Annotated in this window: 22 protein-coding genes; 15 read left to right on the top strand and 7 right to left on the bottom strand. The window is 69.4% G+C overall.

Annotation, left to right across the window (positions count from 1 at the left end):
* Positions 1-134: 134 nt before the first annotated feature.
* A complete protein-coding gene (locus JWQ05_RS10410) occupies positions 135-1,178 on the top strand; it encodes a GNAT family N-acyltransferase (protein ID WP_299658299.1) in 1,044 nt (347 codons plus the stop codon).
* Positions 1,179-1,185: 7 nt separating this feature from the next.
* Here the strand turns inward: JWQ05_RS10410 and JWQ05_RS10405 are convergent, their stop codons facing one another.
* The 3 genes from JWQ05_RS10405 to JWQ05_RS10395 form a co-directional block, all read right to left on the bottom strand.
* A complete protein-coding gene (locus JWQ05_RS10405) occupies positions 1,186-2,046 on the bottom strand; it encodes an SDR family oxidoreductase (protein WP_299658297.1) in 861 nt (286 codons plus the stop codon).
* Positions 2,043-3,176 carry a tRNA epoxyqueuosine(34) reductase QueG gene (gene queG / locus JWQ05_RS10400; protein WP_299658295.1) on the bottom strand — a complete coding sequence of 378 codons (1,134 nt, stop codon included), beginning with the start codon at positions 3,174-3,176 and terminating at the stop codon, positions 2,043-2,045. The genes JWQ05_RS10405 and queG overlap by 4 nt, the downstream gene beginning before the upstream one ends.
* A 62-nt stretch (positions 3,177-3,238) precedes the next feature.
* Positions 3,239-3,931 carry a glutathione S-transferase family protein gene (locus JWQ05_RS10395; RefSeq protein WP_299658293.1) on the bottom strand — a complete coding sequence of 231 codons (693 nt, stop codon included), beginning with the start codon at positions 3,929-3,931 and terminating at the stop codon, positions 3,239-3,241.
* Positions 3,932-4,188: 257 nt separating this feature from the next.
* Between JWQ05_RS10395 and JWQ05_RS10390 the strand changes: the two genes are divergently transcribed.
* From JWQ05_RS10390 to JWQ05_RS10350, 9 genes are all read left to right on the top strand, one after another.
* Entirely contained in the window at positions 4,189-4,992 is an 804-nt protein-coding gene (locus JWQ05_RS10390; protein WP_299658400.1) for an undecaprenyl-diphosphate phosphatase, read from the top strand.
* A gap of 136 nt (positions 4,993-5,128) precedes the next feature.
* Positions 5,129-6,988 carry a methylmalonyl-CoA mutase subunit beta gene (locus JWQ05_RS10385; protein WP_299658291.1) on the top strand — a complete coding sequence of 620 codons (1,860 nt, stop codon included), beginning with the start codon at positions 5,129-5,131 and terminating at the stop codon, positions 6,986-6,988.
* 65 nt (positions 6,989-7,053) lie between these two features.
* Positions 7,054-7,440, top strand: coding sequence for a hypothetical protein (locus tag JWQ05_RS10380; protein WP_299561152.1), 387 nt, complete (start codon positions 7,054-7,056; stop codon positions 7,438-7,440).
* Positions 7,441-7,582: 142 nt separating this feature from the next.
* Positions 7,583-8,005: a hypothetical protein gene (locus JWQ05_RS10375; RefSeq protein WP_299561148.1), complete on the top strand. Its 423-nt coding sequence runs from the start codon at positions 7,583-7,585 to the stop codon at positions 8,003-8,005.
* 220 nt (positions 8,006-8,225) lie between these two features.
* The gene (locus JWQ05_RS10370; protein ID WP_299658288.1) at positions 8,226-9,230 is read left to right on the top strand and encodes a GGDEF domain-containing protein; all 1,005 of its coding nucleotides are present in this window, start codon (positions 8,226-8,228) and stop codon (positions 9,228-9,230) included.
* A gap of 268 nt (positions 9,231-9,498) precedes the next feature.
* Entirely contained in the window at positions 9,499-10,857 is a 1,359-nt protein-coding gene (locus JWQ05_RS10365) for a methyl-accepting chemotaxis protein (protein ID WP_299658286.1), read from the top strand.
* A gap of 150 nt (positions 10,858-11,007) precedes the next feature.
* Entirely contained in the window at positions 11,008-11,664 is a 657-nt protein-coding gene (locus tag JWQ05_RS10360; RefSeq protein ID WP_299561139.1) for a DUF47 domain-containing protein, read from the top strand.
* A gap of 4 nt (positions 11,665-11,668) precedes the next feature.
* On the top strand, positions 11,669-12,676 hold the full coding sequence (locus JWQ05_RS10355; RefSeq protein WP_299561136.1) for an inorganic phosphate transporter: 1,008 nt from the start codon (positions 11,669-11,671) through the stop codon (positions 12,674-12,676).
* A gap of 124 nt (positions 12,677-12,800) precedes the next feature.
* Positions 12,801-13,043, top strand: coding sequence for a hypothetical protein (locus tag JWQ05_RS10350; RefSeq protein ID WP_299658283.1), 243 nt, complete (start codon positions 12,801-12,803; stop codon positions 13,041-13,043).
* A gap of 6 nt (positions 13,044-13,049) precedes the next feature.
* Here the strand turns inward: JWQ05_RS10350 and lepA are convergent, their stop codons facing one another.
* Together lepA and JWQ05_RS10340 are read right to left on the bottom strand one after the other, a co-directional pair.
* Positions 13,050-14,855: a translation elongation factor 4 gene (gene lepA / locus JWQ05_RS10345; RefSeq protein ID WP_299658280.1), complete on the bottom strand. Its 1,806-nt coding sequence runs from the start codon at positions 14,853-14,855 to the stop codon at positions 13,050-13,052.
* Between the two features lie 253 nt (positions 14,856-15,108).
* On the bottom strand, positions 15,109-15,900 hold the full coding sequence (locus JWQ05_RS10340; protein WP_299658278.1) for a DUF2470 domain-containing protein: 792 nt from the start codon (positions 15,898-15,900) through the stop codon (positions 15,109-15,111).
* 339 nt (positions 15,901-16,239) lie between these two features.
* Here JWQ05_RS10340 and JWQ05_RS10335 point away from each other — a divergent pair, with 339 nt between their 5' ends.
* The 5 genes from JWQ05_RS10335 (at position 16,240) to JWQ05_RS10315 (ending at position 20,264) form a co-directional block, all read left to right on the top strand.
* Complete coding sequence (locus JWQ05_RS10335; protein ID WP_056179384.1) at positions 16,240-16,950, top strand: response regulator transcription factor; 711 nt, start codon at positions 16,240-16,242, stop codon at positions 16,948-16,950.
* Positions 16,951-17,040: 90 nt separating this feature from the next.
* Positions 17,041-18,756: a sensor histidine kinase gene (locus tag JWQ05_RS10330; RefSeq protein WP_299658274.1), complete on the top strand. Its 1,716-nt coding sequence runs from the start codon at positions 17,041-17,043 to the stop codon at positions 18,754-18,756.
* A gap of 19 nt (positions 18,757-18,775) precedes the next feature.
* A complete protein-coding gene (locus tag JWQ05_RS10325; RefSeq protein WP_299658272.1) occupies positions 18,776-19,297 on the top strand; it encodes a hypothetical protein in 522 nt (173 codons plus the stop codon).
* Between the two features lie 125 nt (positions 19,298-19,422).
* The gene (locus tag JWQ05_RS10320; protein WP_299658398.1) at positions 19,423-19,824 is read left to right on the top strand and encodes a PTS sugar transporter subunit IIA; all 402 of its coding nucleotides are present in this window, start codon (positions 19,423-19,425) and stop codon (positions 19,822-19,824) included.
* Positions 19,825-19,940: 116 nt separating this feature from the next.
* Positions 19,941-20,264: an HPr family phosphocarrier protein gene (locus JWQ05_RS10315; RefSeq protein WP_299658269.1), complete on the top strand. Its 324-nt coding sequence runs from the start codon at positions 19,941-19,943 to the stop codon at positions 20,262-20,264.
* Positions 20,265-20,280: 16 nt separating this feature from the next.
* Here JWQ05_RS10315 and JWQ05_RS10310 read toward each other — a convergent pair whose 3' ends face one another.
* Together JWQ05_RS10310 and JWQ05_RS10305 are read right to left on the bottom strand one after the other, a co-directional pair.
* Entirely contained in the window at positions 20,281-21,177 is an 897-nt protein-coding gene (locus JWQ05_RS10310) for a hypothetical protein (RefSeq protein ID WP_299658267.1), read from the bottom strand.
* Positions 21,178-21,292: 115 nt separating this feature from the next.
* Positions 21,293-21,960 (bottom strand): GTP-binding protein (locus tag JWQ05_RS10305; protein WP_299658265.1); only part of this gene is annotated, 668 nt, incomplete at its 5' end.

Raw genomic sequence — 21,960 nt, 5'->3', positions numbered from 1 at the left:
CAAGCTCCTCTGGTAAAAAGAAAATCCGTGTCATAAAAGCGTGCGCGCTTCGTGATGATGTGACCTCCCGAAGGCACGAGGCCGGCGGCTCCGCTGGGAGCCCGCCTCGCGGTCCCGACAGGGCGGATTGGACGATGGTCCCGAACTTCGCGCGCGATGCCTCTGCGGCCTGGCTCAACGGCTGGGAGGCGCATGTGAACGCGCCCTTCGCCCGGTTCAAGCAGAAGACCGCCGGTGTGGCTCTTTCCGGATTGCCGGGCCTGCCGCGCGGCCTCCTGCTCCCGCCCGGATCGGCGCCGATCCGGTTCAAGCCCCGGCTGAGGACACCCTCCGCCGCGCCGGGCCTCGCGCCCAGCCTCGGCCGGATCGGTTCGCTGGAGGTCCGCCTCGCCACCTCGGTGGCCGAGATCCGCAGGGCGCAGCGCCTGCGCTACCGGGTGTTCTACGAGGAGATGTCGGCGGTGCCGAGCGGGCTCGCGATGCTGTCGCGCCGCGACATCGACGATTACGACGTGGTCTGCGACCACCTCCTCGTCATCGACCACGCCGCGATGGACGCCAAATCCTTCCCGGGCCAGTCCTTCCGGCGCGCACGGCCGAAGGTGGTCGGCACCTACCGGCTCCTGCGCCAGGAGACGGCTGACCGGCACTTCGGCTTCTACACGGCGGGCGAGTACGACATCGCTCCTGTGATGGCGGCCAATCCGGGCGCGCGCGTCCTCGAACTGGGGCGCTCCTGCGTGCTCAAGCCCTACCGGACGAAGCGGACGGTGGAACTGCTCTGGGCCGGCATCTGGGCCTATGTCCGGCATCACCGCATCGACGCCATGCTGGGCTGCGCGAGCCTGGAGGGCACTGATCCGGATCGCCTCGCCCTGCCTTTGAGCTTCCTGCACCACCACGCCCGCGCGGCCGAAGGCTGGTGCGCCCGCGCCGTGCCCGAGCGCTACGTCGCGATGGACCGCCTCGCCCGCGAAGCCGTGGATCCGAAGGCCGCGCTCCAGGCGCTGCCGCCGCTGGTCAAGGGGTATCTCCGCGTCGGCGCCACCTTCGGCGACGGGGCGGTGGTCGACCGCCAATTCGGCACCACCGACGTCTTCGTGGTGCTACCGGTCTCGGCCATCGCGGCACGCTACCGCGACCATTTCGGGCCGTCCGCGAACCGGCAGGCGGCCTGAGCGAGCCTCAGTCCCGCGCATCCGCCACGAGGGCGGCCAGCCCCTCGCGATAGGTCGGATAGGCCAGCGTGACCCCGAGTTCCTCGCGGATCAGACGGTTCCGCACCCGCTTGTTCTCGCCGTAGAAGCTGCGGGCCATCGGGCTGAGATCGGCGGTCTCGAAATCCACCTCTGGCGGAAGCGGCAGGCCGGCGAGTTTGGCGGCGTATTCGGTGACGACCTGCGGCGGCGTCGGCTCGTCGTCGGTGACGTTGTAGGTGGCGCCGTTCCGGGGGTGCGCGACCGAGGCCAGCAGCGTCGTGGCGATGTCGTCCACGTGGATGCGGTTGAAGACCTGGCCTGGCTTGATGATCCGCTGCGACTTGCCCTCGCGCAGCTTCACGATGGGGTTGCGGCCCGGCCCGTAGATGCCCGAGAGCCGGAACACCTGCACGGCCTTGCCCGTCTCGGCCCCGAGCGCCAGCCAGTCGTTCTCGACGGCGAGGCGTCCGCGCGAGCGCGCGCTGACCGGCTTCGGGGCCGTGTCCTCGTCGATCCAGGCACCCTCGTGATCGCCGTAGACCCCGATGGTGGACAGGTAGCCGATCCAGCCGATCCGGCTGCCGGCGATGGCATCGCGGTAGCGGGCGAGCACGGTGTCGCCGTCGCGGCCCGGGGGGGCCGAGACCAGGAGCACGTCGGTGTCGGCGAGATCCGCAGCGATGCGGGAATCGTCGCTTTCCGGCCCGAAGGCCCGCAGGTCGGCGAGCTCGCTCGTGCCCGAACGCGCGGGGTCGGTGACCGTGGCGCGGACCTGCGCGAAGCGGTCGCGGGCGCGCTCCACGAAGCGGCGCGCGGTGAAGCCGAGGCCGAAGACGAAGAGATTCATGGCAAGGGCTGTCCTGTCGTCTCGGGGGCGGCGGGCTCCAGGGCGAGGCGCCACTCCGCCCGCACCGCCGCGTCGGTTTCGCTCAAACCCCCGGCGTTGAAAAGGTCGCGCAGGCGCGCGGGTGCCAGGAGGCGCGCGAGGGCCCACACTGCCATGCCGCGCACCAGAGGCGCGGAATCGGACAGGCAGCGTTCCGCCTCGGGCGCGAGGGCCAGATCGCCCGAATTGCCGATGGCGACGAGGACGTTGCGCAGGAAGCGGTCGCGCCCCGTGCGCTTGATCGGTGTGCCGGCAAAGCGCGCGCGAAAGCCCGCATCGTCCAGGCGCGCGAGTTCGGCGAGCGGCGGCGCGGCGAGATCGGCCTGCGCCGCCATCCGCCCCTCCGCCGATGCGATCGCGAACTTGTTCCAGGGGCAGACCGCGAGGCAGTCGTCGCAGCCGAAGATGCGGTTGCCGATGGCCGCGCGGAACTCGGGGGCGATCGGCCCGGCATGCTCGATGGTCAGGTAGGAAATGCAGCGGCGCGCATCGAGCTGGTAGGGCGCCGGAAAGGCGTTCGTCGGGCAGATGTCGAGGCAGCGCCGGCAGGAGCCGCAATGGTCGGCCTCGGGCGCGTCGGGCGCGAGGTCGGCCGAGGTGTAGATCGCCCCGAGCAGGAGCCAGTTGCCGAGGGTCCGGGAGACCAGCACCGTGTGCTTGCCCTGCCAGCCGAGACCGGCGGCGGCGGCGAGCGGCTTCTCCATCACGGGGGCGGTGTCGACGAACACCTTCACGCGGACGTCGCCCTTGGCCGAAAGGTAGCCGCCGAGTTCCTTGAGCTTGCCCTTGACGACTTCGTGGTAATCGCGCCGCTGGGCATAGGCCGCGATGGCGCCCCGGTCGCGCCGGGCCAGCAGTGCCAGGGGGTCGGCCTCCGGCCCGTAGTTCATGCCGAGAACGAGGACGCTGCGCACCCCGGGCCACAGGGTGGCGGGGTCGGCGCGCTGGTCGGCCCTCTCGATCATCCAGTCCATCGAGCCGTGATGCCCGGCGGCGAGCCAGGCCGGGAGCCGCTCGCGGAGTTCGGGCACGGCATCGGGCCGGGTGACGCGGATCGCCTCGAAGCCGAGGTGGCGAGCCCGCGTCTCCACGGCGCGGCGCAGGTCGTCCCCCGCCAGGATCCGTCGCGGGGTTTTGCGAACCGCGGAGGCGTTCAGAAGTCCAGGTTCGCGTAGTGGTCCGCCGGGGCCATGCCCGGCACCCGGTCCGCCAGCAGGGTGCGGAAGGACGGGCGCGACTTCACCCGCGCGTACCAGTCCCTCGCCGTCTCGTCCTCGTCCCATGGCACGTCGCCGAGATAATCCACGCAGGAGAGGTGGGCGGCGGCTGCGAGATCCGCATAGGTCAGATGGTCGCCCGCCAACCATTTGCGGCGGGACATCAGATAGCCGATGTATTTCATGTGATAGCGTACGTTGGTGCGCGCGGCGCGTATGGCGTGCATATCCGGCGGGCCGCCGCCATTGGCGCTGTTCATGAAGCGCTTCGAGATCTTCTCGGTGACGAGGTACTCGGTCACCTCGGCGTTGAACTTGACCAGGAACCAGTCGAGCAGGCGGCGCACCTCGACCCGCGCGGCGGTGGTCTCGGGGAGGAGGCGCCGGCCGCTGAGGCCCAGGCCTCGGGTCTCGTCGAGGTATTCCGCGATGATGCCGGCTCCCGGGATGGCGAGTCCCGTCTGCTCCACGAGCACCGGCGTGGTCCCGGCCGGGTTGATCAACAGGAAGGCCTCGCGCCGGTCCCAGGCACGCTCCTCCATCAGCGTCGGCTCCATGCCCATCTCGGACAGGACCAGACGAATGAACCGCGAATGCGGGCAGAAGGGAGAATGGTAAAGCGTCGCCATCGAGGCCGTTTCAAACGGGGGTGTGCCGGAGGACGAACCGCGTCGTTGCCTCGCGGGGATGGTCGGCCAACAAAACCTTATTGCCCGATCGTTGCCGCCTCATTAACACGCGGGTCGCGAACGCGATAACTAGCCGTCAACCTTGTTGAGTCACGTTCGGCTCACGAACGCCACGCCGCCGGATGCACCACCGGCCCTGGGCCGTGCCGCCGGCCGGCACCTTTCGAGACACACCCAACCGTCGAGGCGATGAGATGATGGATGCGATGAGCATCGCGAAGGCGGTCGTGCTCGCCGTGGTGGAGGGGGCGACCGAGTTCATTCCCGTCTCCTCCACCGGCCACCAGCTCCTCGTCGGCCATTTCATCGGCTTCGAGTCGCCCAACAACACCTTCGAGGTGCTGATCCAGCTCGGTGCGATCCTGGCCATCCTCGCGGTCTATTTCCGCCGCCTGCTCGGCATCACGCTCGCCCTGCCGAACGACCCGAAGGCCCGCCGCTTCGTGGCCGGCATCCTCCTGGCGTTCCTGCCCGCCGCGATCATCGGCGGCCTCTTCTCGAAGTACATCAAGTTCTACCTGTTCAATCCCTGGATCGTCTGCGCGACCCTGGTGGCCGGCGGCCTCGTGCTCCTCGTCCTCGACGACACCGACCTCGAGGTGAAGAAGCGCGACGTCTTCGACTTCACTCTGCCGATGGACTTCAAGATCGGCCTGTTCCAGTGCATCGCGATGATCCCAGGCGTTTCGCGCTCGGGCGCCACGATCGTGGGCGCGATGCTGATGGGCGCCGACAAGCGCTCGGCCACCGAGTTCTCGTTCTATCTCGCGATCCCCACCATGGCGGGCGCCTTCGCCAAGGACCTCCTCGACAACTACAAGAACCTCTCAAAGGACGACACCGGCCTGATCGTGATCGGCTTCATCGTCGCCTTCATCTCGGCCTTCATCGTGGTGCGTACGGTGCTCGATTACGTTTCATCCCACGGCTTCCGCCTGTTCGCGTGGTGGCGCATCATCGTCGGCTCGCTGGGCTTCGCCGGGCTCATCATCTTCGGCTAGGTCCCCCACCTCGAGGGGATACAAAATACAGCGTGGCCGGGCGATTGCCTCCGCGAGCCACGCCGTGCAAGGGCTGTCGCAAACAACAATCCGGTCGTGCGTGGCCGGCATACAGCACCTGCGGAGGCCCGCCCCGATGGAAGACCGTCCCCTCGCCGACCTGTTTCCGCCCGCGACCCGCGAGCGCTGGCTCGGCCTCGTAGACGGCGTCCTGAAAGGCGGCGACTTCGAGAAGCGGCTGGTCTCGAAGACCGCCGATGGCATCCGCATCGAACCCCTCTACGAGCCGGCGGCACCCGTGGCGCAGCCGGTGCGGGCGCCGGGCCCGTGGCGCGTCTCACAGCGCGTCGACCATCCGGACGGCGCGACGGCGAGCGCCCTCGCCCTCGCGGATCTCGAGGGCGGGGCCGACGCGCTCGTGCTGGTGTTCGCCGGCGCGCCCGCCGCCCGGGGCCACGGCCTCGCCCCCACCGACGCGGCGGACCTCGACGCGGCGCTCGGCAACGTGATGCTGCCGCTGATCGCCACCCGCCTCGATGCCGGCGCGCGCGGGATCGAGGCCGCCGACCTGATCCGGGACGTGGTCAAGGCACGCGGCGAAACGCTGAAGGGTCTCGACCTCGATCTCGGCCTCGACCCGATCGGCCAGCTCGCCGCCACCGGTTCCCTGGCGGAGAATTACGGCTCGCGAATCGCCCGCAGCCTCGCGGATTTCGACGCCGAGGGCTTCACCGGCCGGGCCTGCCTCGCCGACGGCCGCCCCTATCACGAGGCCGGGGCCAGCGAGGCGGCCGAACTCGCCGCGACCCTCGCGACCGCGATCGCCTACCTGCGCGCGCTCGAAGCGCACGGCCACGACCTCGGCCGGTCCCGCGACGCCATCGCGGTGCTGCTCACGGCCGATGCCGACGAGTTCCTGACCATCGCCAAGTTCCGCGCCATGCGCCGGCTCTGGGCGCGAGTGGAAGCCGCCTGCGGCCTCGACCCGAAGCCCCTGCGCCTGCATGCCGAGACGGCGTGGCGGATGATGTCCCGGCGCGATCCCTTCGTGAACATCCTGCGGACCTCGATGGCGGCCTGCTCGGCCGGCCTCGGCGGCGCCGATTCTGTCACCGCCCTGCCCTACACGGCGGCCCTCGGGCTCGCCGACGCCTTCGCCCGCCGGGTGGCGCGCAACAGCCAGATCGTGCTGATCGAGGAATCGAACCTCGCCCGGGTCGCCGACCCGGCGGCTGGCGCCGGCAGCTTCGAGACGCTGACGGAAAAGCTCTCGGAGACCGCCTGGGCGGCCTTCCAGGAGATCGAGCGCGAGGGCGGCATCGTCGCCAGCCTCCAGGCGGGCGCGATCCAGGGGCGGATAGCAGGCACACGGGCGACGCGGACGAGGAACATCGCCACCCGGCGCGAGGCGCTGACGGGCGCCAGCGAGTTCCCCTACCTCGCCGAGAAGCCCGTGACCGTCCTCGACATCCCCGCCGTCGCGGCACCCCAGGCTGGCGCCTTCGCCACGGGCCCGGCACTGACCTGCGAGCCCCTGCCCTCGCAGCGCCTCGCCGAACCCTACGAGGCCCTGCGCGACGCCTCCGACGCGACCCTCGCCCGGACGGGCGGCCGCCCGACGGTGTTCCTGGCCAATCTCGGCCCGGTGGCGGCGTTCAACGCGCGCTCGACCTTCGCCGCCAACGCCTTCGCGGCAGGCGGGATCGAGGGGGTGAACCAGGATGGGTTCACGGAATCGGCGGCCCTCGCCGAGGCCTTCCGGGCGTCGGGGGCACGCATCGCCTGCCTGTGCTCGTCGGACGCGATCTATGCGACCCATGCGGTGGAGGCGGCCAAAGCCCTGAAGGCGGCCGGCGTCACCACCCTCTACCTCGCCGGCAAACCCGGTGACCTCGAGGAGGCCCTGAGTGCCGCCGGCGTCGATGCCTACCTGCATGCGGGGGGCGACGTCCTGGCCCTGCTCACGGGAGCGCTGGCGCACGCCACGGCCGCCTGACGCCGCAACCGAACGGCGCCCCGTTCGTTCTCGGCCCAGTCGAAATCGAACGCGAACGGACAGCCATGCGACGCGCAGCCCTTGCGGTGACCACCCTCGCCCTCCTCGGCGCCTCGATCGGAGCCGCCGATGCCGCCAAGAAGAAGGTGAAGGTGCCCAATCGCTACGACGGCACCTGGAGCATCGAGGTCGTGACCCTCGACGGTCCCTGCGACCGGGCCTACCGCTACGGCGTGCAGATCCGTCGCGGCGAGGCGAGCTATGCGGGCGGCGAGTTCAACATCAACGGGCGGGTCTCCCAGTCCGGCGGCGTGCGGGCCGTGATCTCGCGCGGGAACGATGCCGCCGACGTGGTCGGTCGCCTCGGGCGCCAGGGGACGGGTAGCGGCACCTGGAGCACCACCGGGCTGATCTCCTGCAGTGGCCGCTGGAACGCCGAGCGCCGGGGCTGAGACCGTTCTGTGCTCGGGACGCCACAATCCGGGTGGATCGTCGGGTGAGCGAACGCGCTGCGACGGTCTGCCCTTCTCCGGACGAAATCCGCAGGGAATACTGACCCCGAATCGAAAATGATCTCGCACGGGGCGTCCCACGATGAAGGCTTTGCTGTTCGGCGCGTTCGTGACGACCGTGGGCTGGGTCGGCGTGGCGGAGGCCGCGGGACGCAACCCGGTGCAGCCGCATGGGGTGATGTCGCCGCTGGAAAAGGCGGCGACCGACTGCTTCGCGGAGACAGTCCTCTCGAACCCCGCCGCCACCCGCCATGCCCGTGCCGGACGCTGGTACGAGGCGGCCGGGATCACGGGCTTCCTCTGCCGGCCTGAGGTCGACGCGATGATCCAGGCGCATGATCGCCTGTACGGACGCGGCACCGGCACCCGCTACTTCCAGAACGCCTACACGCAGCACCTCGGGCGCGAACTTGCCGAGCGCCTGCAGCCGATGCTGGAGCGGAAGGCGGTCGCGAGCGCCGAGCCTCCGGTCGACCGGGACGACGCGAACAAGCCCGCCGAATAGGACACGCAGCAGACAATTGTCTTAACGGGTTTCGCTTAGCATTGAATCGGAAGGTGACTGCGCGAGGGAGGCTTTCCTGGCAGCTTCCGATCATTCAGAGGGACGATCCCCATCCTCGGGCGTCTCGCCTCATGTCCTGCCCTCCGGATCGGCGTCACCGCCCGCTCTGCACGCCCGCCTTGGGTTGCCGTCGGCGGCAGTCCATCTCGCTCATCGCGTCATGGATGCGGCCGCCGCGCAACGCACGGCCGATGCGGCCACGATCCACGCGCTTCGCGCCGAATTGGCACTGCGGAACGACCTGATCCAGTCACAGGCCGCCGCCTTGGCCTGGGACCGAGCCATCTTCGAGCAAGCGTCGACGGCTGCCCGGATCGGCCTTTGGGAGTGTGACCTGGCGAGCGAGTCGCTTCGCTGGAGCGACGGTGTCTGCGATCTCTTCGAATTTCCGCGCGGCACGAGGCCGGATCGCTCGGAGACCCTGAATTGCTACCCGGAGGAGGCACGACGCAGGCTCGTCGCCGTTCGGACGGAGGCCATCGCCAAGCGCTCCGGCTTTACCCTGGACACCGAGATCGTCGGCCGGCTGGGCAGCCCACGCTGGATCCGCATCACGGCCACGGTCGAATGCCGGGGCGAGGTGCCGATGCGCCTTTTCGGACTGAAGCAGGACATCACGTTCGAGAAGCTGCAATCGGACCGCGCGCGCCACCGCGCGGAATTCGACTACCTGACGGGGTTGGCGAACCGAGCACTCTTCGAATCACGCCTCGCGGCCATACCGCAGGCCGGAACCCTCCTCCTCGTGGACCTCGACGGCTTCAAGCAGGTCAACGACACCCACGGACATGCGGCGGGCGATGCCTGCCTCCGGGAAGCCGCGCGACGCCTCGGCGAGGCTTGCCACGACGCGGATCTCGTGGCGCGGATCGGCGGCGACGAGTTCGCCGTGCTCCTAGCGACCGACCCCGATGGATCCCTCGGCACGGCGCTCGGGCACCGGATCGTCGAGGCCATGCGGGCTCCCTTCGTTTACGGGACCGCGAGCCTCAGCTTCGGAGCGTCCGTGGGCGTTGCGTGCGCTTCTCATTGCGCGCCGGGGGACCTGTTCCATCTAGCGGACAACGCCCTCTACGCCGCAAAGGCCGCCGGGCGCGGGACGGCCAAGATGGCGGCACCGGACCTGTCACGGTCGCGTCATGGCGAAAATTCGGTCGGTCGCTGACCGTCATTTGTGCAGCGCGGCAACGATCTACGAAGATTCCATCAAGCCAGCCGGATCTATCGTGGCTCCGCGGCGAAAGCCGTCGGAGCAACGCGCGTCCGTGGCCGGTCGACGCCGGACATGGATACCGGCTCCGTCTCGAACCATCGTCTCTTCGAGGTCGCGCGTGAACCGGTCGACAATCCTGAGCTGGCTTCATCGAAACGGCGAAGGCCGGCGCACATCCGGCGCGGCTGCGGACAAGACGGTTCGTGCCGAGGCGGCCCACATGCGGGAACTCGGCACGCTGCTGGGCTTCCTCGATGCGGTCTCGCGTGCCTGCGCTACGGCGGCGACCCCCGAGGCGGCCACGCGCGACTGCCTCGGCATCGTCGCGCGCTTCACGGGCTGGCCCATCGCACACGCCTATCGCCGCCTCGGCGACGGGGACGCCGCGATGGGGTCGATGCGCGTCTGGTCCCTGGCCTCCGGGGACGGATCCGGCCAGGCGGCCGCGTTCGTCGCCGCCTCCGAAGGTGCCGTCTTCGCCGTCGACCAGGGGCTGGTCGGCCGGGTCGCGGCCAGTGGCGAGCCGATCTCCTGCGCGGACGTGACCGTGCTGCCGGGCTTCGTCCGGGCCGGGACCGCCCGCGAGAACGGGGTGCGCGGCTGCTTCATGTTCCCCGTCCGCCGCGGCGATCGGGTGGAGATCGTGCTGGAGTTCTTCTCCCGCGAGGTCGCCGAACTGAACGACGATCTCCTCGCCGTCATGGCCTATGTGGCCGACCGCCTCTCGCTGGCGCTGACGGACCACGCCCAGCGCGTCCGCGCGGCCAGCCTGATGACGACCCTCGACGGCATCGCGCGGCAACTCGCCGAGACGACGATCCAGGTCGAGGCGGGCGCGCAGGGCGTGCTCCGGATGGCCGGGACGGTGGACGAGGGGCGCAGGGAGGTCGACCGCTCCAGCGGCGAAGCGGCCGGGGAGATCGACGCGGTGGCTCGCTCGGCCCAGGATCTCGTGGCCCTGTCGCGCGAGGCGAGCGGCCATGCCGCAAGGGTCGAGACCATCGCGGATGGCTCGGGTCGGGTGCTCGACGAGGCGGTGGCGGTGTTCACCGACCTGCAGGGCCGGATCGCCGGGGTCGGCCAGATCGGCGATCTCATCAGCACCATCGCGAGCCAGACCAACCTGCTGGCCCTCAACGCAACGATCGAGGCGGCACGCGCCGGCGAGGCCGGGCGCGGATTTGCCGTGGTGGCGGCCGAGGTGAAGGCCCTGTCGAGCCGGGTCAGCCAGGCCACCGCCGAGATCGCCGCGCAGGTCGATCTCCTGCGCGGCGTGGCGGCGCAGTCCACCGGCTCGCTCGCACGGGTGCGCGACGAGATCGCCACGGTCCGGCAGAGCGCCGTCGAGATCAGCACGGTCAGCGTCGCGCATCAGGCCGCCGCCGGGACGATCGCCGAGGGCATCACCCGCGCACGCGCGACGATCGCCCGGGCCACCGATCACCTCGACGCCTTGCGCGCCACCACCGCCGACGCCCTCGGGTCGTCCCGGGCCCTGAGCGAGACCTCGGCCCGCCTGCGCGATCAGGGACGGGACCTCGGATCGGCCACGCGCCGGCTCGCTGCGTCGGAGCGCTGATTTTTCGCATCGAACCGTGGTCCGGTTTCGCATTTATCGGTGTAGCGCGCGGGCAAACGCCTGTATCAACGCGGCCGCAGGCTTCCCATAGCCGGCGAATGACCTCGACCCACCTGGGTGCCGCGTCCGGCCCCGACCGGAGTGCCGTGCATGCTCGGCTGGTTCAAAGCTCTGATGCCGAAGGAGGATCGCTTCTTCGACCTGTTCGAGCGCCACTCGCGCACGCTGGTGGCCGGCGCGGAAGCCCTCGAAGGTGTGCTTCAGGGCGGCGAGGCCGTGCCGCGCTACTGCCAGATCATCGTGGATCGCGAGCACGAGGCCGATGCCATCACCGCCGAGGTGCTGCTGGCGGTGCGGCGCAGCTTCATCACCCCCTTCGACCGGGGTGACATCAAGGACCTGATCCAGTCGATGGACGATGCCATCGACCAGATGAACAAGACCGTGAAGACGATCGCGCTCTACGAGCTGCGCGACTTCCAGCCCCTGATGCGGGAGATGGGCGGCACCGTGATCGAGGCGGCACGCCTGACGGCGGAAGCGATCCCGCTCCTGTCGTCCATCGACAAGCATGCGGCCCGGCTCAACGCGTTGACCGAGCAGATCACCCGGGTGGAGGGCCGCTCGGACGAGATGCAGGAGCGTGGCCTCAAGGCACTCTACCAGGCCCACCGAAAGGATGGCGGCGACGGCGATACCATGGCCTACCTGATCGGGGCCGAGATCTACGGTCATCTGGAGGATGTCGTCGACCGCTTCGAGGACGTCGCCAACGAGATCAGCGGCATCGTGATCGAGAACGTGTGAGGCGATGACCGACGCCGCCCTCGCCCTCCCCTATCTCGTCGGCCTGATCGCGGTCGCGTTGCTGTTCGACTTCCTCAACGGCCTGCACGACGCGGCCAATTCCATCGCCACCATCGTGTCCACGCGCGTGCTGCGGCCGCAATACGCCGTGCTCTGGGCCGCGTTCTTCAACTTCATCGCGTTCCTGTTCTTCGGCCTGCATGTCGCCCAGACGCTCGGCACCGGCATCATCGATGCGGGCATCGTCGACCCGCGCGTGATCTTCAGCGCCCTGATCGGCGCCATCGTGTGGAACGTCGTCACCTGGATCTTCGGCATCCCGTCGAGCAGTTCCCACGCCCTGATCGGCGGTCTCGTGGGTGCCGGCACGGCCAAGGCGGGGTTTAGCGCCGTGGTCTGGAGCGGGCTGATCAAGACATCCGCCGCCATCGTGCTCTCGCCGCTCCTCGGCTTCGTGCTGGCGCTCCTCCTGGTGCTGATCGTCTCTTGGACCTGCGTGCGCGCGACGCCCTTCGGCGTCGACCGGAGCTTTCGCATCCTGCAATTCGCCTCGGCCTCGCTCTACTCCCTGGGGCACGGTGGCAACGACGCGCAGAAGACCATGGGAATCATCGCATTGCTGCTCTATTCGCAGGGGCTGCTGGAGGGCGAGTTCCACGTGCCCCTCTGGGTGGTCCTCTCCTGTCAGGCGGCCATCGCGCTCGGCACGCTCTCCGGGGGCTGGCGCATCGTGCACACGATGGGCTCGAAGATCACCCGGCTGAACCCGATGCAGGGGTTCTGTGCCGAGACGGGCGGGGCGATCACGCTGTTTGCCGCGACCTGGGCGGGAATTCCGGTCTCGACCACCCACACCATCACGGGGGCGATCATCGGCGTCGGCGCCGCGCGACGGACCTCGGCCGTGCGCTGGGGCGTTGCCAGCAACATCGTGGTGGCCTGGGTCCTGACGTTGCCGGCGGCGGGGCTGGTCGCCGCCGCGACCTACGCCCTCACCACCTTCTTCCGCTAGACGATCGAGCCGCATCGTGCCCTCCGCCAACTCGCCGAAAGGCACCAAGGCCGCGCCGAAGAAAAGCGGCGCGAAAGCGGCCGGGTCCAAGACAGCCGGGTCCAAAACGGCCGGCGCCAAGGCGTTGGGTCCCAAAACGCGCGGGTCCAAAACGGCCGGGGCCAAGGCCCACGTCTTCCTCATCGCGGTGAAGCGTCGCCGCGAGGCCCTGCGGGTCTACGCGGTGCTCACGGTCTCCGAGCGGGTGGCGCTCGCCATCGTGGAGGCCGCGAGCGCGGAGGACGCCGCCGTGGAGCCGGTCGGCCGCCTCTCGAAGAAGCTCGCCGGTCCGCTCAAGCTCCTGACAGGCGAACCGCGTCTGATCTGAGCCGGATCAATCGTCCATCTTCAGGGCGGCGATGAACGCCTCCTGCGGGATCTCGACCTTGCCGAACTGGCGCATCTTCTTCTTGCCCTCCTTCTGCTTGTCGAGGAGCTTGCGCTTGCGCGAGATGTCGCCGCCGTAGCACTTGGCGGTCACGTCCTTGGACAGGGCCTTGATGGTCTCGCGGGCGATGATCTTGCCGCCCAACGCCGCCTGGACCGGGATCTGGAACAGGTGGCGGGGGATGAGGTCCTTCAGCTTCTCGCACATGGCCCGGCCGCGATGCTCGGCGCGAGTGCGGTGGACCAGCATCGAGAGGGCGTCCACCGGCTCGGCATTGACGAGGATCGACATCTTCACGAGGTCCCCCTCGCGGTAGTCGGAGATGTGATAGTCGAAGCTGGCATAGCCCTTCGAGATCGACTTCAGGCGATCGTAGAAGTCGAACACCACCTCGTTGAGCGGCAGGTCGTAGACGACCATGGCGCGTTTCCCGACGTAGTTCAGGTCGACCTGGGAGCCGCGCCGGTCCTGGCAGAGCTTGAGCACGCCGCCGAGATGCTCGTCGGGCGTCAGGATGGTCGCGCGGATCCACGGCTCCTCGATGGACGTGATCTTCATCACGTCGGGCATGTCGGCCGGGTTGTGGAGCTCCTTCGTCGTCCCGTCGGTCATCTGCAGGCGGTAGACGACGGAGGGCGCCGTCGAGATCAGGTCGAGGTTGAATTCGCGCTCGAGGCGCTCTTGGATGATCTCGAGGTGGAGCAGGCCGAGGAAGCCGCAGCGGAAGCCGAAGCCCAGCGCCGCGCTCGTCTCCATCTCGTAGGAGAACGAAGCGTCGTTCAGGCGCAGCTTGCTCATGGCGCTGCGCAGGGTCTCGAACTCGGCGGCGTCCACCGGGAACAGGCCGCAGAACACCACCGACTGGACGTCCTTGAAGCCCGCCAGCATCTCCTTGCAGGGACGCTTGTCCTCGGTCAGCGTGTCGCCTACCCGGGTATCGGCGACCTCCTTGATCGATCCGGTGAAGAAGCCGACCTCGCCGGGGCCGAGTTCGGCGATATCGGCCATCTTGGGCCGGAACACGCCGATCTTGTCGACGCCGTGCACGGCGTCCGCCCGCATCATGCGGATGTTCATGCCCTTCTTGAGGACGCCGTCGACGATGCGCACCAGCACGACGACGCCGAGATAGACGTCGTACCAGCTGTCCACCAGCAGGGCCTTGAGAGGCGCGTCCCGGTCGCCCTTGGGCGGCGGCAGGCGCTTGACGATGGCCTCCAGCACCGCCTCGATGTTGAGGCCGCTCTTGGCCGAGATCGCCACGGCCTCGGAGGCGTCGATGCCGATGACCTCCTCGATCTGCGCGCGGATGCGCTCGGGTTCGGCCGCCGGCAGGTCGATCTTGTTGAGGACGGGCACGATCTCGTGGTTGGCGTCGAGCGCCTGGTAGACGTTGGCCAGGGTCTGCGCCTCGACGCCCTGGCTCGCATCGACCACCAGCAGCGAGCCCTCGCAGGCGGCGAGCGACCGCGAGACCTCATAGGCGAAGTCCACGTGGCCGGGGGTGTCCATCAGGTTGAGGATGTAGTCCTTGCCGTCCTCGGCCTTGTATTCCAGGCGCACGGTCTGCGCCTTGATGGTGATGCCGCGTTCCTTCTCGATGTCCATTGAGTCGAGCATCTGCTCGCTCATGTCGCGCAACGCCACGGTGCCGGTGGTCTGGATCAACCGGTCGGCGAGGGTCGATTTGCCGTGGTCGATATGGGCGACGATGGAGAAGTTGCGGATGTTGTCGATTGGCGACGTGGTCATCGAGGCTGCGATCTCCGGCGCGCGCGGCCCGTCGTCTGAAGACGAACCCGGCGCACGGTCTTTCGGGTGTGGGAAACTGGAACGCCGCAGATAGCAGCGCCCGCCCCGTGCGCCAAGCGCGAGGGGCGGGCGGCGGTGTCTCAGCCCGGGCCCGGCGCCGGAACGACGCGAACGGGGAGGCGGAGCCCGTCGGCCGTGCCTCTGCGGCGAACATCGTGCGCCGGCGGCGCCCGCGCCGGCGCGGCCGATCCGTCTAATCCGCCCTTGCGTCGCCCTCACGCGCCCGCGCCGCCATCGCCACCAGGATTTTTCGCAAGGCGCCCATCTCGTGGACCGGCTCGGGAAACGGCACGCGCGCGGTCCTGTCTCCGGTCAGGAGGTCCATCCCCTCCGGGTCGAGGCCGGTGAGGCGCCACGGACCCGGTTCGGCACCCGCGGCGACCGCGTAGAGCGAGAGTGCGTCGGCATGATCCGCGTTCATATGCTCGATGGCGCCGGCCTCGCCGGAGACCAGAGCCTCGGTGCCGCTGAGGTCGAGGCGCAGTTCACCGGGGGTCAGAACGGCGGCCTTGGCAAAGCCCCCGTTCAGGTGACCGGCCGTCGGCTCCAGGGCGAAGAATCCGAAATCGGGAAAGTCCGCGTAGAGCTTGGCCTTCGGGTGCCGGGCAATGAAGCGAGCGCGGGCACGCGGATCGGCGGTCTGGGCGACGCGGCCCGTCACGGTCAGGCGTGGATGGGCGAGCGGGTCGCCCTTGCCGCCGGCACTGAACAACAGCGAGGCGCGCGGATCCTTGAGCAGGTTGCGGGTGTGGGCCGAGAGCCGCGAGAGCAGCATCAGGGGCGTACCGTCGACATCCGTGGCGATGGTCACGAGCGAGGCGAAGGGCGTGCCGTCCTCCGGGTCGAGGGTGGCGAGCGCACCCGACCGGATCGAGCGCAAGAGATGCCGGGCGAGGCCGATGGCGTCGAAGGGCGCCTCGGCCGCCGGCAGCGGCACCGCCGGCCCGCGCCGCGCCTGCCCGGTATTGGTCTCGCCCTCGGCCATGAATGTCTCCCCGATCGTGTTCCCGACGCGGCGCTCAGGCCGCGTTCAGCCAGGGGATCATAGCGATGAGATAGGGGCCCGCACGAGGGTGCCGGACTGCGGCCCAATGGCCTCAGTCAAGCGCCAAACGCACAAACGACCGAGATCGCTCGCTTTTCTTGCACATTGGGATTACAGAGCCTGACTCTCCGCGCGAACGCGGCCCGCCCTCCGGCACGGTCGCCACCGCGTTTTTGCCGATCCTCGTCAGCCGTCCGCGACGGCGAATCTGGGTGGGATGCGGAGGGGTGGGCGCCATCAGACGTCCGCCGAGCCGCATCCGAGCAACAGGACACGCGCATGCCGACCATCGCCCTCGTGGACGACGACCGAAACATCCTCACCTCCGTCTCGATCGCGTTGGAGACGGAAGGCTACCGCATCCAGACCTACACCGACGGCGCCTCGGCGCTGGACGGCCTCAAGCATTCCCCGCCCGATCTCGCGATCTTCGACATCAAGATGCCGCGCATGGACGGGATGGAGCTTCTCCGGCGCCTGCGGCAGAAATCCGACCTGCCGGTGATCTTCCTGACCTCGAAGGACGAGGAGATCGACGAGTTGTTCGGCCTGAAGATGGGCGCGGACGACTTCATCCATAAGCCGTTCTCGCAGCGCCTGCTGGTGGAGCGGGTGAAGGCGGTGCTGCGCCGCTTCGCCCCGAAGGACGGCCCCGGTGCCGCCGCCCGCGAAGCCGACGCCGCCGCCCGCTCCCTGGAGCGCGGCCTCCTGATGATGGACCCCGAGCGCCACACCTGCACTTGGAAGGGCGAGCCCGTCACCCTGACGGTGACGGAATTCCTGATCCTGCAGGCGCTCGCCCACCGCCCCGGCGTGGTCAAGAGCCGCAACGCTCTGATGGACGCGGCCTACGACGATCAGGTCTACGTGGACGACCGCACCATCGACAGCCACATCAAGCGCCTGCGCAAGAAGTTCAAGGTGACCGACACCAACTTCGACATGATCGAAACGCTTTACGGCGTCGGCTACCGCTTCAAGGAAAGCTGAGCGCCCGGACGGCCCTCCCGTCCCAGCGTTTCCCCTCACACCCGGACGACCGTGGCGACCACAGACCAAGCCGAGACTCCGACACGCGGCATGCTGGGCTGGCCGCGCCAGATCTGGAGAGGGATCGGCCAAAGCGCCTCGTCGAGCCTGACGCGACGGATCGTCGTGCTCAATCTCGTCGGGCTCATCGCGCTCCTGTTCGGCTTCCTCTACCTGAACCAGTTCCGCCAGGGGCTGATCCAGGCGCGGGTACAGAGTCTGCTGATCCAGGGCGAGATCATCGCGGGCGCCATCGCCTCATCGGCCTCCGTCGAGACCGACGCGATCCGCATCGATCCGGACCAGCTCCTTCAGCTCCAGGCCGGCGAGGGCGAGGACAAGCCCTCGTCGCCCCTCACCTTCTCGCTCAATCCCGAGCGGGTCGCTCCGCTCCTGCGCCGCCTGATCACGCCCACCGGCAACCGTGCCCGGGTCTACGACCAGGAGGGCGGCCTGCTGTTCGACACCCGCACCCTCTCGGCGCGGGGCGAGATGAGCCGGAGCGACCCGGATGTCCGCCCGCGCAAGCGGACCCTGCTGGAGCAGGTCTGGGATTTTTTCCAGGCGCGGGTGGGGACCCGGACCCAGACGCCCGGCGCGGCCGAGGATGTCGGCCCGGCAAGCGGCCACGGCCTCAAGGAGGTGCAGGTGGCGCTCGGCGGCGGGCGCGGCACCATCGTGCGCCGCAATCCCGGTGGCGAGACCATCGTCTCCGTGGCGGTGCCGATCCAGCGCGCGAACTCGGTGCGCGGCGCCCTGATGCTCTCGACGCAAGGCGGCGACATCGACCGAGTCATCGCCTCGGAGCGCTTCGGCCTGCTGCAGGTCTTCCTGATCGCGGCCGCCGTGATGCTGGTCCTCTCGATCCTGCTCGCGGGTGCCATCGCGGGGCCGGTACGGCGCCTGGCGGACGCCGCCGAGAAGGTGCGCCTCGGCATCAAGTCGCGCGAGGAGATTCCCGATTTTACCGGGCGCACCGACGAGATCGGCCACCTCTCGGGGGCGCTGCGGGAGATGACCCAGGCGCTCTACCGGCGCATCGACGCCATCGAGAGCTTTGCCGCCGATGTCAGCCACGAGCTGAAGAACCCGCTCACCTCGCTTCGCAGCGCCGTCGAGACCCTGCCACTGGCCAAGTCCGACGATTCGCGCACCCGTCTCCTCGCGATCATCCAACACGACGTGAAGCGCCTCGACCGGCTGATCTCGGATATCTCGGACGCCTCGCGCCTCGATGCGGAGCTCGCCCGTGCCGAGGCGCGCCGCGTCGACATGCGCAAGTTGATGACCACCGTCGTCTCGGTGGCCAACGAGCGCAAGCGCGCCAAGGACGCCCCGATCCAGTTCGACGTCGATGCGCCCGCCGGCGAGATGGACTCGCCCTTCATGATCTTCGGCCACGACAGCCGACTCGGTCAGGTGGTGAACAACCTCCTCGACAATGCCCGCTCGTTCTCGCCCCCCGATGCCAAGGTGCGGGTGGCCCTGCGCCGTGTCCGCGGCGACGTGGAGCTGATCGTGGAGGACGAGGGCCCCGGCATCCCCGAACATGCCCTGGAGCGGATCTTCGAGCGCTTCTACACCGACCGCCCCGAACAGGGTTTCGGCCAGAATTCCGGCCTCGGCCTCTCGATCTCGCGTCAGATCGTGCAGGCGCATCGCGGCACGATCCGGGCCGAGAACCGGCCCGGTCCGGCCGACGAGGAGGGCGAGCCCACCGTGCGCGGGGCCCGCTTCATCGTGCGCCTGCCCGCCGTTGCCCGCTGAACGGACGGGACCACTCCCCGTGCCCGACCCGACGCACGAGGCGGACACGATCCACGCCAGCTGCATCGCCCTCGGGAGCGTGGGCATCCTGATCCGCGGCGCCTCGGGATCGGGTAAGTCGACCCTCGCCCTCCTCCTCCTCGACCGGGCGGCCCTGATGGGCATCGATGCCGGCCTCGTCGGCGACGACCGGATCCGGCTCGTGCGGGAAGCCGGATCGCTGGTGGCGCGCCCGCATCCGGCCCTTGGCGACCGGATCGAGGTCCGGGGTCTTGGCCTCGTTCGGGTGACGCGCTCGCTGGACTCGGCAGCCATCCGCCTCGTCGTCGACCTCGTCGCCGCGAACCCGCGCCTGCCGGACGCGGCGATGCCGCCCGTCGTCCTGCTCGGAATCGCCGTTCCGGGGCTGGTGCTCGACCGGGCGATCCTGCAGTCCGGCCTCGCGCCACGCCTCGTCCTCGATGCGCTGGCTGCGTGCATAGGCGTGGCGCACGGGACGCACCCGGCGGTCCTGACGCTGCCGCCGGTGCCAGGACCGTAGCGCCGGAGCCACCACCGTGGCATGATCATGACGTTCGAGCACACAAAACGCCGCAATTCCCTTGCGCTCGACCTTGCGCTGCACAAAATGGCGGCTTCGCTCAGAAGGCGTTGGAACCCGCGTCGATGATTGGAATGGTGCTCGTCACCCACGGCCTGCTGGCGACGGAGTTCAAGGCGGCCCTTGAACATGTCGTCGGGCCGCAAAAACAGATCGAGACCATCACCATCGGTCCCGAGGACGATATGGAGCTGCGCCGGCTCGACATCATGACGGCGGTGGGCCGGGTCAACACCGGCACGGGCGTCGTCGTGCTGACCGACATGTTCGGAGGCACGCCCTCGAACCTCGCCCTGTCGTGCATGAACGGCGGTCAGGTCGAGGTGGTGGCCGGCATCAACCTGCCCATGCTGATCAAGCTCGCCAGCGTGCGCGATGCCGAGCCCCTCGGCGATGCCGTGCTGCACGCACAGGAGGCGGGGCGCAAATACATCAATGTCGCGTCGCGCGTGCTCGCCGGCAAATAGTCTTCCTTCCCCCACTTTCACGGATTACAGGCATTCCAAGGCCCCGCTTCAGCGAGCGGGTCCGCCACGGCCGCGCGAAGCGGCGCGGGATGCCAGCGAGGGGACGGCCGACGCCCATGAGCTACGACGATCACGATGCCGACGACGCCCTGCCGCCGGTGCCCGAAGGCGGGCTGATCCAGGTGCTCCCGATCATCAACCGGCGCGGCCTGCATGCGCGGGCCTCGGCGAAGTTCGTGCAGACGGTGGAGCGGTACGACGCCGCCGTCACCGTCACCCGCTCCGGCGAGACGGTGGGCGGGCGCTCGATCATGGGGCTGCTGACCCTGGGCGCGGCGCAGGGCACCTCGATCGCGGTGGTGACCTCGGGCAGCGACGCCGAGACCTGCATGACGGCGATCAGCGAACTCCTCGCCAACAAGTTCGGCGAGGACGAGTAAAGCGCTGAGAGCAGGATCAGGCCGGGCGGGCGATCCGTTCCGGCGCCACGTTCCCCGCCACCTGCTTCCAGATGACGGACTCCGCTCCGACACCGAGGGTCACCGATGCGGCGACCACGGCGCCATCGCGGCGCGTCAGCGCGACGGTGGCCTGCCGGCGCTGTGCGAACAGGCGCGTCACCACCCGTACCATCGCGGCCTCCGACGGATCGGCGATGATCGGCGCCGTGGAGACCTCGGCGTCGAGGAGCAGGAACGCCTCCACCGCGTCGCGGATACGGTGCGGTTCGCTGATCCACTCGGTCACCGGCGGTGCCGGTGCATGGATCGCGCGCACGCCGATGAGACTGTGGGCCGGAATGCTCGCGCGGCGCGGCAAGGCCGCGAGGCGCGGAGCCGGCGCGCGGTCTTGGGGCGCGTCCGCGGCGGGCTCGTCGAGAATCAGGATTGCACGGGGACGCAGCTCACGCAGGCGCTCGACCAGGGCCTCGCGCACGGCCGCTGCGCTGTCTGTCGCGAAAGTCGGAGCGACGGCAGTCCCGTGCGGCTGCCAGAGAACGATCCGGCCATGGCCCCACAGCGTGTGCGGCAGCGCGAGCGGCACCACCGCGCCCAACCGCTCCGGACCGGCCCCGACCGCCCAGGCCAGGGCGAAGACGATCTCGCGGCCGCCTGCCTGATGCTGAGCGGCCGAGAGCAGGTAATCCGGGTCGGCATGGACGGGATCGGCCGCGCCGCTGCGCACTAGGAGGGCCCGCCACGCCGCAACCTCGCCCTCACCGATCGACAGGGGCTTGCGAAGGTCGATGCGCCAGGTCACTGGGCCGCCGAAGGAGCCGGTCACCGCCGCATCCGCGATCACTGCCCCCGGAGCCGCTGCGCCGCCTTCGATGACCGTGAAGCGCTGTCTCATCGTCTCGATCCGATCCCAATCCTGTCCCGATCCGGGACAATCGCGCGCTCTGCCGCGCCAGTCGGGATCTCCATCTCAAGATCGATGCCGCCCGTTTCCGGACGGGCCCCTGATCTCAGCCGCCCGGAATCGCGAGCGGGTTGTCGGTGAGAGCCGCCGCGTCGGGGCCGTCGATGCGCGGACGTCCGAGGAAGGCATCCCACAGGCGCGCGACGAAGGCCGGGTCGAGGTCGCGCACGATGAGGACGAGGCGCGAGCGATGGTCGCCGTCGGGCCACGCGTCGAGATGCACGGGCGCGTGGATGATGTGCTGCACCCCGTGCACCACCAGCGGGCGCTCGGGCGCATCGGCCAGGGCCACCAGTCCCTTGAGGCGCAGGAGGTTCGGGCCGTGATTGGCCCGCAGCAGGTCGAGAAACATCTCGAAGGCGGCGCGCGGCACCGGCGTGTCGCTGGTGAGGCTGAAGGCCCGGATCGCGGAATCGTGCCGGTTCACGTCGTGATGGTGATGTCCGTGCGCGTGATGATGTCCGTGCGCCGCCTGTTCGTCCGCGCCGAGCCAGTCGCGCACATCGGCCCCCTTGCCCGTCAGACCGAACAGGCCGCCGAGGAGCGCGCTCGGGTCTACCGACGCGGCATGGATCGGCGCCGTGGGGTTCAGGGTCCGCAGGCGGGCCTCCAGGGCCGTGCCATCGTCGGAGGCGAGGTCACGCTTGCCCAGCACCAGATGGTCGGCCACCGCCACCTGGCGCACGGCCTCCCCATGCCTGTCGAGGGTCGAGG

It is taken from the genome of Methylobacterium sp. (genome assembly GCF_028290105.1).
In the GTDB taxonomy this organism is placed as follows: domain Bacteria; phylum Pseudomonadota; class Alphaproteobacteria; order Rhizobiales; family Beijerinckiaceae; genus Methylobacterium.
Note: the sequence above shows the minus strand (reverse complement) of the source record. Positions and strands in the feature narration are given on the sequence as shown.

Bases quoted from the DNA above. Each gene is read 5' to 3' on its own strand.
- JWQ05_RS10315 (WP_299658269.1), top strand. From the start codon at position 19,941: ATGAGCTACGACGATCACGATGCCGACGACGCCCTGCCGCCGGTGCCC.
- JWQ05_RS10380 (WP_299561152.1), top strand. From the start codon at position 7,054: ATGCGACGCGCAGCCCTTGCGGTGACCACCCTCGCCCTCCTCGGCGCC.
- lepA (WP_299658280.1), bottom strand. From the start codon at position 14,855: ATGACCACGTCGCCAATCGACAACATCCGCAACTTCTCCATCGTCGCC.
- JWQ05_RS10395 (WP_299658293.1), bottom strand. From the start codon at position 3,931: ATGGCGACGCTTTACCATTCTCCCTTCTGCCCGCATTCGCGGTTCATT.
- JWQ05_RS10405 (WP_299658297.1), bottom strand. From the start codon at position 2,046: ATGAATCTCTTCGTCTTCGGCCTCGGCTTCACCGCGCGCCGCTTCGTG.
- JWQ05_RS10370 (WP_299658288.1), top strand. From the start codon at position 8,226: ATGGATGCGGCCGCCGCGCAACGCACGGCCGATGCGGCCACGATCCAC.
- JWQ05_RS10340 (WP_299658278.1), bottom strand. From the start codon at position 15,900: ATGGCCGAGGGCGAGACCAATACCGGGCAGGCGCGGCGCGGGCCGGCG.
- JWQ05_RS10410 (WP_299658299.1), top strand. From the start codon at position 135: ATGGTCCCGAACTTCGCGCGCGATGCCTCTGCGGCCTGGCTCAACGGC.
- JWQ05_RS10320 (WP_299658398.1), top strand. From the start codon at position 19,423: ATGATTGGAATGGTGCTCGTCACCCACGGCCTGCTGGCGACGGAGTTC.
- JWQ05_RS10390 (WP_299658400.1), top strand. From the start codon at position 4,189: ATGGATGCGATGAGCATCGCGAAGGCGGTCGTGCTCGCCGTGGTGGAG.
- JWQ05_RS10355 (WP_299561136.1), top strand. From the start codon at position 11,669: ATGACCGACGCCGCCCTCGCCCTCCCCTATCTCGTCGGCCTGATCGCG.
- JWQ05_RS10335 (WP_056179384.1), top strand. From the start codon at position 16,240: ATGCCGACCATCGCCCTCGTGGACGACGACCGAAACATCCTCACCTCC.
- JWQ05_RS10310 (WP_299658267.1), bottom strand. From the start codon at position 21,177: ATGAGACAGCGCTTCACGGTCATCGAAGGCGGCGCAGCGGCTCCGGGG.
- JWQ05_RS10365 (WP_299658286.1), top strand. From the start codon at position 9,499: ATGCGGGAACTCGGCACGCTGCTGGGCTTCCTCGATGCGGTCTCGCGT.
- JWQ05_RS10360 (WP_299561139.1), top strand. From the start codon at position 11,008: ATGCTCGGCTGGTTCAAAGCTCTGATGCCGAAGGAGGATCGCTTCTTC.
- JWQ05_RS10375 (WP_299561148.1), top strand. From the start codon at position 7,583: ATGAAGGCTTTGCTGTTCGGCGCGTTCGTGACGACCGTGGGCTGGGTC.
- JWQ05_RS10385 (WP_299658291.1), top strand. From the start codon at position 5,129: ATGGAAGACCGTCCCCTCGCCGACCTGTTTCCGCCCGCGACCCGCGAG.
- JWQ05_RS10330 (WP_299658274.1), top strand. From the start codon at position 17,041: ATGCTGGGCTGGCCGCGCCAGATCTGGAGAGGGATCGGCCAAAGCGCC.